The organism is Carboxylicivirga sp. (genome assembly GCF_982718395.1).
In genome coordinates this window covers 22044-37072 of the sequence record NZ_CEXQWX010000049.1, presented here as the reverse complement: position 1 = coordinate 37072, position 15029 = coordinate 22044, and the positions used below count along the sequence as shown (strand labels likewise).

Genomic DNA, 15029 nt, shown 5'->3' with positions numbered 1-15029 from the left:
AAGTAATTTCAGGAATCAATACGATATCTATAGTACGCCAGTAATTTATATTTTAGACAAGGATAAAAAAATACTCGCAAAACGAATTGGAGCTGACCAGATACCTGGTTTTCTTGACCATCATTTTAAATTAAAATAATATGCTCAAATATATATTCCTATCATTACTAATCCTGATGATTTTTATTTCAGCTTGCGAGAATGAAGAAAAAATCATTCCACCGCCTGAAATATTTCTTCAAATACCCGAGGGAGGTTTTGATTTTGATACTGATAGTGTTGAAATAATTGAACCCAAAATAACATACGATATAAACTCTTTATATAGTTGGTTTGAAGACGGCAATGAGATTGACAATAATGGTGAGAAAGATTATACATTTGAAAATCGTGAGTTAGGTAAATATATTCTAACCTTTGCTGTAGAAACCCCCTATGGCGATGACACAATGGACATTACAGTCCATTCATTGGATATCAATACCTTTGAAGAGTTTGATAACTTTAATGATGATGGTTATTTCAATCAACCGGAAAATGGCTTCCATTTATTTAAATATATTCAATACCCTTGTGAATATATAGACGAAAGTACTGATGGATGGAATGGTTTTGCAATTAGTGAACTAGCAAGTACAAGTGACTCTGAAACAAAAGGCGAATTTAGTGTTTACAGCACAAGCGGAGCTGATGAATCGGATAACTTCACGATCTTTAAGCAAGTAGAAGATAAATCCAATAACATTAGTTTTAATGATAATGAAGCGCACAAGGTAAAAAGCATAGCAGTCAATAACTGCACTCGAAGTTATATATACATGTCAGGAGGATTCAATAAAAAAGAAGGAAAAGACTTTTTTAAATTAAGTATAAATGGCTTAGATGAGTCTGGTTCGCAAATTTCGGGTCCGGTTGAATTCCTGTTAGCCGATTATCGCCCGGAGCAAACCCAGGATAAATACATTATTGCCGATTGGAACACCATCAGTTTAACAGAACTTGGTCTTGTGCATCAGTTAGAATTTAAACTAACATCATCACGTGATGACGATCCTGAGTTTGAACTACCGATGTATTTTTGTTTAGACAACTTAAAAGTTATTGAATAATTTATTCGAGAACGAAAACTTTCTTAACAATTGATGTATTGGATGTTGAGAATTTAAGCAGATAAATCCCTCCTGGTAAGCCTTGTACATTAAATGAACCACTTTGCGAATTCAATATTTGGTGCTCACGTAACTTGCTGCCATTTAAACCATATACTTCAACTTTAGTAGGTTCGCTAATATTCGAAGTAAACTCAATCATTCCATTTCTAACTGGATTGTTGAGAACTTTTACAACATATCGCTCATTATCGATATCACCGGTATCAGTAGGAACATAATCTTCATAGGCTAAAAGTTCAATTAAATATGATCCATTCTCACCAGACGGATGTAACTCATTATAAGCATACCAAACACCATTATCACGAATAAATGCAGAATTTTTAGTTAGTACTTGCCCCGAAGGTTCAACCTGGTAAATCGCTAATGTATCGACTGGTTCTGATGAATAACTTAATTCTACTCCAACATAAAAAGCCCCTTCTAGCTCTAATGGCTCCTCAAATGTAAAAAGTTGCTTTGCAGTAGATATTTTATTCAACTTAATGTCATCAATTTCTCCTTTTACCTGATTAGGTTTACCATCAAGGTCGTTCCAGATTTTAATATTAAAAGATTGGTCATTACTTTCCGAATCAACTTGGGTTGGCGATAGATAAACTCCTGCAATTTTTACAGAACTGTACTCATCATACAATTCAGCATATCCGTCATAACCAAGACTGTTATGCCCCGAATAAGTTCCAAAGAAGCTTTCGCCCCTATTAATTAATAAATCATCGTTCACCTGGCTATAATGTGTTAACACCTCTTTGTTGCTATAGAAATCGATCCCATCTTGCTTATTGGAATCTATTCCTGCCCTGTCAAGCCAAGCCGCCAATTGTTCATCTTCATTGCTATTTAAATCCCAGGCTTTGTTTAAACGCGTATAATAGTCATTGAAAGGATTACCACAATAGGCTTCACCTCCAGATAAACTCCCAATTAGAAACTGATCTTCTGTGAATAATCCACTTCCTGATGACCCGCCTTCTGTAACTCCACTTTCCCACTCACTTATCTTCCAGTGAACATCACTACGGAACACAACTTTTGAACCATCACCTTTAAATTTAGTATGATTAAAGGTTGTTGATATAGGGTCGTTCTTTGAGACAGACACCTTTTTAACATCTCCTTGCGGATGATGAACTCCAAAAACCTTATTGGTGATACTTACATCTCTTTTCCAACCAGCCCAATATGGATTGTAACTTTCAGGAGGCATTTTATTCATTTCCAACAATGCAAAATCCATATCTTCAACAAATGCGACTACATCGGCTCCGGAAATCGTCTGATCAACAATCCCCATTGATGTGGGTTCACAGGTAGGTGAATCAAAATTAAAATAGAATATAATATTCTGAGCACTAATGGAACCAGAACTGATATCAAAATCATCAAAACAATGTGCTGCTGTAAGAAAGTATGGTTTCCCATTTTCGAACGTATTATTCAAGAGAGTGCCCGAACAAAGCATACTTCCATCAACAATAATCTTGCAAACGGATCTGTTAATTTCTTCACTATTGTAAGTTCCACATTTTACATTGACATTACACGAACCCGAGTCATTAAAATCAATGGATCGCTTTAAATAATCAACTATACCAAGATAATCATGATTAACTGCACTTATTAATAGCTCATGCTGATCGTAAGGTGAAGCATTAGTTTGCAATTCAATTATGATTTCATCTCCTAAAACAGGAGCTATTGAGAAAAGCTTTGAAGGATTGTTGTTTTTATTTGTGAAAGCTCCCAAAACGTGTGTTTTATCAGGGTTATATACAAATAATTTGTCACCATGTTTTAAATGAAAGCGATCAAATATCAGGTTAATACTTTTAGCCCCTTCTGACTTAATTGCTAAGCGCCAAATATGTTGTTTTCCTAACTTTATCCATTGACCTGAGTTTTGAGGAGTCAATGATGTATATATTGGTTCAGCAAAGCGCAAAGGCAACTTATCTGACAGTTCGTACGCTTTTAAAGGCGCAACGATAGGGCGTTGTTGCAATTCTAAATTTAACACCGCAGGTTTATGTCCCCATTCAACGGGTGTTCCCTCATGCGAAATCTGTCCCAAACAAAGAGTTGTTGATAACAGAAACAATATACACAATAGATAATTCATCATCCTTACCATACTCTAACTACATAAAAAAGTTACGTTATTGTCAGTTACGTTTATCTCCCTTACAAGTTGGCCCTTTATCAGTTTTTTATTCATCAACATTAATGCTTTACCACGATCGACTGCTCCAATAAAAGAAATATACTATTTCATTCTTCCTACTTTTCTAAAACTTTCAAATACCAAAGCCCATGCCATTAATTAAATTAATAACAACAATAGTGAGTAAAAGGATGCCTAATTTAAAGTCATTAATCCGAAATACTTCCAAAGGTAAATACCACTCCTCAACTATAAATTCTACCTCTAATAGCTCTTTGGCAACATACCCCGAACAATTAATAATATGACACCAGGTATATTAGTTTTTTGCGCCAGAATATTAAACAATGATGATAATAGCCGCACCAATAACCAAATAATATGCATAATTCCTTTCATCAATAGTTGTTAAGCAGGAAAGATAAAAAAAATCCCGTTCTGTCTGAACGGGATCTATATAATTTGACTCAAAACCTATCAATTACTCGTAGGTTTTACATTCAACTTCACCATTTAGAACTGCCAAACCATTTTCAGCTAAAGCCCACATTTCATCCTCTCCAGGATAAACTTTAACGGGTGCAAGCCATCCTACCATATCTTTTAGGTATTCTACCAAAATCTTGTCGTATGCAATACCTCCAGTAATAATAATACCATCTACTTCTCCTTTTAGCACTGCCGCACAACCACCAATGGTTTTACCAATCTGATAAGCCATTGCAGAATGAACTAACTTGTAATGAGGATCTCCTTCTGCAGCTTTTTTCTCAACTTCATGAGCTTGATTGGTTCCTAAATGTGCAACCAAACCGCCTTTTCCATTAACGAACTTACGCATTTCCTCGTAAGTATACTTACCGCTAAAGCAAGCATCGATTAAAGCACCCGTCGGTAATGTTCCGGCACGCTCCGGAGAAAATGGACCATACCCATCCAAAGCATTATTCACATCGACTACTTTACCCTGAAGGTGAGCTCCAACTGAAATACCACCACCCAAGTGGCCTACTATCACATTAATATCCTCGTAGTTTTTCTCAATTTCCTTGGCAAATCTCTTAGCGACAGCCTTTTGGTTTAACGCATGAAAAATTGAACGACGCGGCATATCCGGGTGACCTGTAACGCGAGCCACATCTTGCAGCTCATCAACTACCACTGGATCAGCTATAAAAGCTCGTGCACCTTCAATGTTCTTGGCCATATCATCTGCGATTAAGCCACCAAGGTTACTGGCATGTTGACCAAGTACTCCCTTTCTTAAATCAGCCTTCAATGCTTCATTTACTTCATAAACACCTGAAGCAATTGGCTTTACCATTCCACCCCGACCTACTATCGCATCAAAATCATCTATTTCAATATCTGCTTCAAGTAGCTCTTTGATAATGGTTTCTTTTCTAAACTCAAACTGTGACGCAATATTCTCAAAACGTCCAATCTCTTCAGTCGAATGCCTGAGAGTTTTAAGAAAGACTGATTTCTCGCTGCAGTAAACAGCAATTTTGGTTGATGTAGAACCAGGATTGATAACAAGGATTTTCTTCTTGTCCATAGCTTGTTCTTAAATTAATTGGGATTTTTCACAAAATATCTTTGTATTTCTATGCTTGATAGTATTTATCTCTAAGGTCAAAAAAATAATCACCTGATCTGCTCCCCAGATCAGGTGAAATAAATTAACCCATTGCGGCTAATAAGATACTATTGTATTTAGATTCTTCTGAATCACTACGCGATGTAAGTACAATCGGTGCTGAAGCTCCTAAAATAACTGAAGCAACTTTTGCTTTAGCAAAGAATACCAATGTTTTATAAAGTACATTACCCACTTCAATATCAGGCATTAACAACAAGTCAGTATCACCTGCTACCTCACTCTTAATACCCTTATGTTTGGCACTCTCAAAGCTGACTGCATTATCAAAAGCTAAAGGTCCGTCGATGATACAATTCTTAATCTGATCGCGTTGGTTCATTTTTGATAATAAGGCAGCATCAAGCGTAGCTTCCATACTTTCATTTACCATCTCAATGGCACCAAGTACAGCAACTTTTGGTTTCGCAATACCCATTTTATTCATGTATCCAACTGAATTATTAACAATGCCAATCTTGTCCTTTAAATTAGGTGCAATATTCATTGCCACATCGGTAACGCCAATCAGTTTGTGGTAAGTATCCACTTCAAACAAAGCAAAGTGAGAAAGCAAACTACCCGTGCGCAATCCCCATTCTTTGTTCAAAACTCCTTTTAATAAAACCGGAGTTGCCACTTTACCTTTCATTAAGATGTCTGCCTTATGATCGTGCACCATTCGCACAGCCAATTCTACAGACTTAACATCATCAGGTTCATGAATAAAAGTAGCACCATCAAAACTGAATCCTTTTTCCTCAATGATACGCTCAGTATCAGGTCGAGAACCAATTAAGATAGGATCAATAATGCCTGCTTTAAAGGCTGTATGAACAGCCTCTAATGAGTGTGCATCTTGCGAAACTGCAAGAGCTAGTTTCTTCTTAACCTTATTTTTCTCAATAAGCTTTTGAAGATCTGATAAGGATTTAAACATTTTATATTGAATCTAAAGATTTAGTGTGCCTATTAACGGTTTGCCAATTCTTCAACAATCTCTTTGGTATCCAATGCAATTACAAGCTCTTCGTTAGTTGGTACAACCATTACTTTGGTTTTATTACCCTCAGGACTAATCACCTTCTCTTCACCACGTAAGCCTTTGTTAATATTTGGATCAACTTCAATGCCAATAAACTCAAGGCCTTCACAAACTCCAGCTCGTGTACTATCCCCATTCTCACCAATTCCTCCAGTGAAAATAATGATATCAACACCACCCATCGCTGCTGCATATGAACCAATGTATTTCTTTATACGATAATCATAAATTTGAAGCCCTAACTGAGCTCCATCATGGCCTTCTGCTGCTGCACTTTCAATTTCACGCATATCGGATGAAATACCAGTTAAACCTAGCATTCCACTGTGTTTGTTAAACAACACACTGGCTGAGCGGGTTCCAATCAACTCCTTGTCCATGATATATGTAACAGCGCCCAAATCCAGATCACCGGCACGAGTTCCCATAACCAAACCTTCAAGTGGTGTGAAACCCATTGATGTATCAACTGACTCACCATTTTTGATTGCACAGATTGAAGCACCATTACCTAAATGACAAGAAATGATTTTCTGAGTATTATAATCTACACCAAGAATCTCACATGCTCGTTTTGAAACATAGCGATGACTAGTTCCGTGGAATCCATACCGTCTGATACCATATTTTTTGTATAATGACTGCGGAATAGCATACATGTATGCTTCTTTCGGCATTGTTTGGTGGAATGCTGTATCAAAAACACCACACTGAGGTACACTTGGCAATAACTGTGTAATAGCCTCAATACCTTTTAAGTTTGGAGGATTATGGAGTGGTGCCAAATCGATACATTCTTCCATTTTTCTAACCACATCATTTGTAATGAATACACTCGAGTTAAACTCCTCACCTCCGTGCACCACACGGTGACCAACTGCATCAATTTCTTCAAGAGATTCAATACAACCGTGTCGTTCGCTCACAAGTACTCCTAAAATGTAATCAATACCTGTCTGATGATCCAAAATTTCACCTTCTAACAACACCTTCTCATTATCTTCCTTCTGGTGTTTTAAAAAAGATCCCTTTAAACCGATTTTTTCTACTACACCTGCTGCCAACACACCCCAATCTTCATTGGTCATGTTGAACAATTGATATTTAATGGATGAACTTCCGCAGTTCAAAACTAAAATCTTCATTTCAAATTTCTTTTTGATGATGCTTCCACCATCATGTTCGTTAATGTTTCTTACTTTGTGAATTAGGCTTTTTTACCAAGGATTGTTTCATCCTCCAGGATATTACCATCCTGATCATAACGATAAAATCCTACTCCTACATGGCACCCCAATCGCTTTGCTCTTACTAATCGTCTAACTAACGGCGATGGAGCAAACTTTTGATTACCAAATTCTTCATGCAGATTTTCCATCCAACGAACCACTTTATCTAAACCAATAACATCAGCTGCCTTAAAAGGTCCAAGGCGCATACCTAAACCAATTTCCATTGTTTTATCAATATTGCGCATCGTTGCAACACCTTCCATTAAAGTAGCACAAGCTTCATTAAGTAGTGTTACATAAAGGCGAACACTAACAATACCTGCCGACTCTTCAACTGGAATAACATCGCGATTTATAAGCTTAACGAATGTACAAACACGTTCGTACACTTCATCAGAGGTATATAAACCTTTCACAACTTCTATGATACGTGCTTCAGGAGATGTTACAAAGAAGTGCAGGCTGGCACACCTTTCACGGAACTGTAATTCAGAGGCCAACTCCGTTACAACTATTGTAGTTGCGTTTGTTGCGATAATGGCATCCCGACTCACAACCTCTTCAACCTTTCTGAAAACTTCTTTACGTGCATCAATGCTACGTACACCAGTTTTATCATCGGCTCTGATTGCTTCAATTACAAAATCGCAATCAGCTAAATCATTAAAGTCAGTCGATCCTTTAATTCGACTCATAATAGCGCGTTTCTCACTACCGGTTAATCCCCAGTTTTCAATACGACTATCTAATTCCTTTCCTATGTTATCCAGAGCTTGTGAAATTTTCTCCTCGTTAAGCTCAATGAAAACAACTTCCATTCCATGCCAGCTGGCGATGCGGGCGATACTTTGCCCTTCTTTTCCACATCCTACAACACCAACTTTTGAAAACAATGTTTTCCCTTTTTTCTTCTGACCTAAAGCATATTGCTCAATAGGTTCTACAAGAATTTCAGCCATTTATCCGTTTTTTTATTCCTTAATGGTTTTTATAATAAAGTATTTGCACTCAATAACAAAGCCGGCTTAACCGGCTTATCTTCTACATATTTCCTGCTGCCTGATTAGCAGTGATTGCAACCAAGTTTACAATATCACTCACCGAACATCCTCTGGATAAATCGTTAATAGGAGCAGCCATACCTTGTAAAACAGGTCCTATTGCTTCTGCTTTTGCCATACGCTGAACTAATTTGTAAGCAATATTTCCGGTCTCCAAAGTTGGGAATACCAGCACGTTAGCATTACCGGCAATTTCAGATCCCGGGGCTTTCTTCTGACCGATTTCAGGAATTATAGCTGCATCAGATTGTAACTCACCTTCAATTTTTAAATCCGGTGCCATTTTTTTAGCTAATTCTGTTGCTGTCGCTACTTTGTCAACCATTTCGTGCTTAGCAGAACCTTTGGTTGAGAAGCTTAACATAGCGATTTTTGGCTCGAAACCTGCTATTGCTTTTGTGGTACGTCCTGTTGCAACTGCAATTTCTGCCAATTCTTCGGCTGTCGGATTTGGGTGAACAGCACAATCTGCGAAAACCATCATACCATTCTCTCCAAACTGCTGATCATTCAAAATCATAATAAAAGCACCAGAAACAACACTAATGCCAGGTGCTGTTTTTACATATTGAAATGCCGGGCGTAGCACATCACCAGTTGCATTATCTGCACCAGCCACTTCACCATCTGCATCTCCAGCCTTTATCATCATTACTGACAAAAAAAGTGGGTTCTTAATCAACTTAAGAGCTTCATCCTTTGTTAATCCTTTATTTTTTCTGATTTCCACCATCATGTCAGCATAAGCTTCCATCTTATCATAACCTTCGGGATCAACAATTGTAGCTTTACCAATACTATCTAAACCAAAACCAGCTGCCGCTTCATTAACTTTATCAGGATTTCCAATAAGGATCACATCAGCAAAACCTTCGGTTAAAATCGTATTAGCCGCACGAAGTGTGCGTTCTTCTAAACTTTCAGGCAAAACAATTCGTTTTTTATTTTCGCTTGCCCTCTGCTTAAGTTGGTTAATAAATTCCATTTTGTCTTTAAAAGTTATAATTATCAATTTGCTGCAAATCTACGCTGAAATTCGCATTATTCACATGTCTTTTATCATTAATTTAAGATGTTTAAAAACAGAAAATAGCACGCTATATCGCCCACCTCTCCTTTCACATATTAAATTAACATTTATTAGCTATTCCAATCACATACAATCAAATAAAAAGTCCTACTTTTTAACGACTAATCACGACTGAACTTACGATTTGTAAGTAATAATATTTCATGCTTTTCTTTCCAACCTTGAAAAGGAAAGCATAAGTTCTTATCATCACTTTTTTAATTAATTATTCTCAGACAATTCACGCCTTAAATTTAACGATTAATCAGATCAACAAGCTTTAATTAAAGTAATATCAAATCTGCTATTAGCAACCAAGTTGCTCTCCACATCTTTAATCATACACTTGTTAATACTTGGAAATGCTAGCTGAACAATTTCCTGAAGGAGGCTACAAAGAAAAGGGTTTTTATCGTTTTTATGAAAAAACTCACAGTAAAACATTGCGAACATGAAAAATGCAGTTGTTCAAAACAACAAATTTCAAATAAGTATGAACAACTAAATGAATCACATAAAAGCCAGCAAAGAAAAATATCATCTCAAAAGCAAGGAAACTCTTTCTCCTGATAAGCCAATTTGTTAAAATTGATTATGCAGAAACTTGATTTTAGATAAATTCAATCATTCAATTTTCCAACTAAATACTTGAATGAAAAAAAGCAGTAAAAGCAACGTGTTTATCGGTGATAAAATCATTATCAATATCTTATCATCAATATTAAAACCTTTTGTTGCTATCTACAATTATTTCTATCCCGAATATATTTTCAAAGTATTCGTTCTGAACAAAAGGGATCTTTGCCATTGCGGAAGTTATGAACCATATCATTTATGCTGCTATGACACTGATCAACATGCAAAACTTAAGTGTTATAAAGTTATAAGAACCAATAAACACACAGGAAAAAGTAAAACGATATATGATTTTACTGATATAGATGATAAAGTACTTCCTTCGTTTTGCAAAGGGGATGTTAATCCACTAAACAAAAGAGGAAACTATAGAGAATCAAATATTAGCGAAGGTTATTTTGATGCCAGAGATTCAGATTAAATCTTGACTAATACAAAGGGGGTGTTCCTCTTTTTGAAGTAATAACAACAACTCCATCCTTTCCGGCATCACCGTATAATTTAATGGCCTTTTCACCTTTAATCACACGAATCGATTCTACATTATAATCTTCGATCTGAACCAATCCGTCAACTGGTTTATTATCCAGAACAAATAAAGGCTTTTTGCCAACAGAATTCAAACTCTCCAGATATTGCGCCATTTGACGCTCTGAATTAGAAAGCGAAAACCGAACTGGTAACCTCATCTGTGTATTTACTTTTTCTTTATTAAGAACACCCGGTTTCCATCCACGAGTTAACTTAATAGCCTCAACCACATCCGCATCTAATTCAGGATTAATGCCTTTTTCAAGTTCCACTTTTACTACCTCACCCAAAGAAGTAATAACAAAGCTTACCCATATATCCCCTTCAACACCTTGTAATTTATAGGCATCTTTATAATCTATCTGTTTACGAATATGTCGACTGATGTCATTACCGGCTCCTTTTAAACGCGGCATTTTATCAACTGTGGTATAAATATTCAGATCAGATATATTTTCCTGACCTGTTACCATAATTGCACACAAGAAGAAAATAGTGCACAACGATAATAATTTACTTGAATTTTTCATGCTTATGATTATTAGGTTAAACCTTTACTTATGCTGTCTGATTCCAAACATCACGCAAGTTCGGTATTAACTACATTAGAAATAACTGCACAATATTCAAGCAATAATTATACCACAAAGATAAATTACATCTATTAATTATGGATTCTCTTTTCGCATCGTTTCAATACGACTTATAACATCTTTCAGGCTTTCCTCTCTTAATTTAGCAGCATTCTTACGAGCTTCCTCATCAAGCATATATGCTTTAGGATTTGGTAAATCTGTAACCGGATCCAGTAGCGACTTATCAACACCTCCTTTAGCAATATTCCACTTGATATCCAAGTTATTCATTAATTCCTTAACGAATTTCACTTTCTCATCTGGCACCTGCAATGTGAAAATTTTCATATCCAAATTATTTATATTTCCCGATATTAGTTAATATTAAAAATAATACAATCTTATTTATTATCCAAGTATATAATTAACATGCACTTCTCGTGCGTTCAAATCTTTAAGCTAAAGTCATCAGCATCATTTAAAACCGGGAAAGTATTTCGAAAGGATATTAACTTATTTTTATCTAACACTGCATACATAACAGCACTTTCATTTGACATATACAACTCCTTCTCCCCTCTCGCATTGATAACCTGACTTTCGCCTAAATACTCACACTGTGCATCCTCACCCACACGATTAACTCCAACCACATAAGATTGGTTTTCAATTGCCCTGGCCATTAATAATGTATTCCAAACTGATGAACGTGAAGCAGGCCAGTTCGCTACATAAACAAGAACATCATAATCTCCATTAGTATTTCTACTCCATACAGGAAAGCGTAAATCGTAACAGATCATAGGGCAAATATTCCAACCTCTAACATTAACAATTAATCGCTGATCGCCCTCTTTATAATGTAAATGTTCGCTTCCCATCGAAAACAGGTGACGTTTATTATACCATTCTATATTATTGTCATCAACAACATACAAACGATTATAATGTTCATTTTTGCTTTCTACGATTACACTACCAACTACAACCACTTCTTTCTTTATAGACAGAGATTTCATCCATTCTAAAACAGCTCCACCCTCTTGTTGTGCATTCTTTTTTGGCGACATACTAAAACCACAATGAAACATTTCTGGCAGAATAACTACATCTGTATCCGTCTCGATTGATTCCAAAAGCTTGTCGAGATACGATATATTTTCACTTGTATCTTCCCACGCAATATCAAATTGAACAACAGCTACCTTTAGATTCATTTCGGTTTAATTAAGCAGTACAAAATTATAATTTTTCCTTGGTAAACACCAAAGCCTATAATTTGTGAATGCCTTAACTCTTATAGGCTTTTCACTGTTCCGATCCATTATTCCCCTTTTTGATTCTGCTTTGGGCGTGACAAGTGGGATTTTTTATTAAATGAAAATTCCGGTTACCTTTAGGCATCCTTTAAACACCACTATGAAAAGAAGAATCTTATTTAGTTTATTCGGCCTGTTTCTATGCTTACCTCTTTTTTCCCAAGCTGACACGACCTACCGTAAAGAAGGCTTTACATTTGGTATACTGCCGGCAATCTCTTATGATGCTGATTTAGGATTTCAATACGGAGGACTAACAAACTTATACTGGTATGGTGATGGTACTAACTATCCTGATTACAATCACTCGTTATATATTGAGTATTCAAAATACTCAGCCGGTTCTACATTATTACGATTTTATTACGACTCCCCTATATTTATTAAAAACGTAAGAACAACAGCTGATCTGACATGGTTCAGAGATTTGGCATTAGATTTTTACGGTTTTAATGGAAGAGATGCCGTATATAATTCAGCATGGGAAGATGATACATCCGAAGATTACCAATCTCGTGTTTTCTACCGACATCATCGTGAGATGTTTCGCATCATGACAAATTTTAAGGGAAAAATCAGAGATGATCATCCACAGTGGGAATGGATGGCCGGTATGGTTTATTTTAATTTTAACATTGGATCGGTTGATATTGATCGACTTAATAAAAATAAGGATGAGGAAGACAAATTACCTGAGATTGATGGCCTTTACGACAAATATCTTGATTGGAACCTAATTTCTACCCAGGAAGCAAATGGTGGGAGACATGCATATTTAAAAGTTGGTATCTCTTATGATACTCGTGATATTTTAGCTAACCCCAGCAAAGGATTTTGGACTGAGTTATTTCTATCATCCATGCCAGCATTCTTATCAAGTCACAACAGTCACTTTACAAGAATCAACCTGTTTCACAGGCAGTATTTTGCACTAAATAACAAGCGTAACTTAATTGCTGCTTACCGGATTGGCTGGCAACATAAGCTAAGTGGTACTATTCCGTTCTACCTGCTTCCGCATATGGCCAGCAGCGTTTTGACATCTGCAACTTCCCAAGGTCTGGGAGGATCAAAAACACTTCGCGGCATCAACCGTAACCGAATTGTTGGAAACGGAAATCTATTAACAAATGTAGAGCTTCGTTGGAAAATGTGGCAAACTAAACTGTTCAAACAAAACTTCTATCTGGGAACTAATTATTTTATCGATATGGGTCTGGTCACTCAAGAGTACAAAATCGATAAATCTATAGCTAAGAACGAATTAGAAGGGGATTATCATTTATATTTTAATGATTTGAAGGATAAACCTCACTTCAGTTATGGACTTGGTCTTAAAGCTGCTCTAAACGAGAACTTTGTGTTGTCAGCTGATTATGGAATTGCGACCAATGATCAAGATGGTTCATCTGGTCTCTACATCACACTTAACTATTTATTTTAAAAAAGTTTCAACACCATAGCCATAAGGTATCCAAGGTAATTACCCAAAGCATAACCAATCAATCCAATGGTGATACCCGGAACTATTATAGCCCGATTTCGTAACGCTCCAGCAACTGCCGGAACAAAAGGCGGACTGCAAATCAGCGCTGCTGATGTAATTATAACTATATCTGCATCAATTCTCTTGAATCGAGCCAATAATACGTGAAGAAACAATCCAACAAATACAACGAAGGATATATACACAAAAACTGATGGATTAATATCTGTCAAACTTCCTAACTGCACTTTTGATGCAACTACTATACTGAAAATCAAAATAAGATACATTCCCAATTCAAAAGTACCCTCTGTTTTTCGAATTCGCTTAACAGATGATCCTCCAATACCCATTGCTGTTATTAGAAATATAAATACAACCATTTGAACACTTTCTGGTACAAGCATCATAACTCCTCCGACAACAGCAACAATCAACACTGTCACTAACAGTACCAACAAAAGAGGCTTTAATTTTGATTTGACTTTTATGATATCTTTCAAACCCACCACACTTTCTTCTGCATAGTTGGCTGATGAGTTTCCTATATATTTTGGTAAAACCCTTTGAAAGATGCGTTGACCAAACCCCATGAGAAAAAACAGATATACGGCCCCAATAGCCATATCATAAGAGTGGACAGCCAGATAAATCTCGTCATCCACATCTAAAATCATCTTTAACGAGGCTAAATTAGGTGTTCCGCCACTATAAATACCAACTAACAAACCACCTACTTTATGAAATTCACTGATATCTCCACTATTAAATAACACAAAACCCAATGTAACGGCTACAAAAACAGCAAGCAACGAAAACAATAATGAATAAAACGGCTTTGTTCCAATATCTTTCCAGGAGCGGACATCTGATGAAAATAACAATAGTGGTATTGCCACTGGAACTGTGATATTCATAATGAGCTCCTGCATTTCTGTAAAACTATCGGCCGACAGTCCTGAAACACCAAGGGCCAAGCCAATCACATAGCACAACACTATGGAACCAATGCGATTTAAAAACTGATACTTATTGCACAAGAAAAGAACGAATGCCGGTAATGCGACATACAAAAAACCAACTAAAACATTTGCCATTGG

The 15029-nt window shown here is 36.4% G+C and carries 13 protein-coding genes; 3 read left to right on the top strand and 10 right to left on the bottom strand.

From position 1 onward, the window contains the following. The first annotated feature begins 140 nt into the window (after positions 1-140). On the top strand, positions 141-1109 hold the full coding sequence (locus tag AC4MRQ_RS11170) for a DUF4465 domain-containing protein (protein ID WP_491197759.1): 969 nt from the start codon (positions 141-143) through the stop codon (positions 1107-1109). Between the two features lies 1 nt (position 1110). On the opposite strand, the gene AC4MRQ_RS11165 is transcribed toward AC4MRQ_RS11170, so the two are convergent. The 6 genes from AC4MRQ_RS11165 to pta all read right to left on the bottom strand — a co-directional run bounded on the left by AC4MRQ_RS11165 (position 1111) and on the right by pta (position 9298). Beyond that, the gene (locus AC4MRQ_RS11165) at positions 1111-3246 is read right to left on the bottom strand and encodes a T9SS type A sorting domain-containing protein (RefSeq protein ID WP_491197758.1); all 2136 of its coding nucleotides are present in this window, start codon (positions 3244-3246) and stop codon (positions 1111-1113) included. Between the two features lie 571 nt (positions 3247-3817). Then, positions 3818-4894: a butyrate kinase gene (gene buk / locus AC4MRQ_RS11160; RefSeq protein WP_491197757.1), complete on the bottom strand. Its 1077-nt coding sequence runs from the start codon at positions 4892-4894 to the stop codon at positions 3818-3820. A gap of 124 nt (positions 4895-5018) precedes the next feature. Beyond that, a complete protein-coding gene (locus AC4MRQ_RS11155) occupies positions 5019-5915 on the bottom strand; it encodes a bifunctional enoyl-CoA hydratase/phosphate acetyltransferase (protein ID WP_491197756.1) in 897 nt (298 codons plus the stop codon). A 32-nt stretch (positions 5916-5947) separates the two neighbouring features. Next, positions 5948-7165 (bottom strand): acetate/propionate family kinase, encoded by a 1218-nt coding sequence (locus tag AC4MRQ_RS11150; protein WP_491197755.1) that lies wholly within the window; start codon positions 7163-7165, stop codon positions 5948-5950. Positions 7166-7227: 62 nt separating this feature from the next. Next, entirely contained in the window at positions 7228-8211 is a 984-nt protein-coding gene (locus AC4MRQ_RS11145; protein WP_491197754.1) for a 3-hydroxyacyl-CoA dehydrogenase family protein, read from the bottom strand. Between the two features lie 82 nt (positions 8212-8293). Further along, entirely contained in the window at positions 8294-9298 is a 1005-nt protein-coding gene (pta, locus tag AC4MRQ_RS11140; RefSeq protein ID WP_491197753.1) for a phosphate acetyltransferase, read from the bottom strand. A 736-nt stretch (positions 9299-10034) separates the two neighbouring features. On the opposite strand from pta, the gene AC4MRQ_RS11135 reads away from it, so the two are divergent. After that, on the top strand, positions 10035-10439 hold the full coding sequence (locus AC4MRQ_RS11135; RefSeq protein ID WP_491197752.1) for a hypothetical protein: 405 nt from the start codon (positions 10035-10037) through the stop codon (positions 10437-10439). 7 nt (positions 10440-10446) lie between these two features. Here the strand turns inward: AC4MRQ_RS11135 and AC4MRQ_RS11130 are convergent, their stop codons facing one another. The 3 genes from AC4MRQ_RS11130 to AC4MRQ_RS11120 form a co-directional block, all read right to left on the bottom strand. Beyond that, positions 10447-11079: a TonB family protein gene (locus AC4MRQ_RS11130; RefSeq protein ID WP_491197751.1), complete on the bottom strand. Its 633-nt coding sequence runs from the start codon at positions 11077-11079 to the stop codon at positions 10447-10449. A gap of 138 nt (positions 11080-11217) precedes the next feature. Continuing rightward, a complete protein-coding gene (locus tag AC4MRQ_RS11125; RefSeq protein WP_491197750.1) occupies positions 11218-11472 on the bottom strand; it encodes a hypothetical protein in 255 nt (84 codons plus the stop codon). A gap of 98 nt (positions 11473-11570) precedes the next feature. Then, on the bottom strand, positions 11571-12341 hold the full coding sequence (locus AC4MRQ_RS11120) for an amidohydrolase (protein ID WP_491197749.1): 771 nt from the start codon (positions 12339-12341) through the stop codon (positions 11571-11573). 202 nt (positions 12342-12543) lie between these two features. Here AC4MRQ_RS11120 and omp85 point away from each other — a divergent pair, with 202 nt between their 5' ends. Further along, on the top strand, positions 12544-13887 hold the full coding sequence (gene omp85, locus AC4MRQ_RS11115; RefSeq protein ID WP_491197748.1) for an Omp85 family outer membrane protein: 1344 nt from the start codon (positions 12544-12546) through the stop codon (positions 13885-13887). Here omp85 and AC4MRQ_RS11110 read toward each other — a convergent pair. Then, the gene (locus tag AC4MRQ_RS11110; protein ID WP_491197747.1) at positions 13884-15026 is read right to left on the bottom strand and encodes a DUF819 family protein; all 1143 of its coding nucleotides are present in this window, start codon (positions 15024-15026) and stop codon (positions 13884-13886) included. The genes omp85 and AC4MRQ_RS11110 overlap by 4 nt on opposite strands. Between the last annotated feature and the right edge of the window lie 3 nt (positions 15027-15029).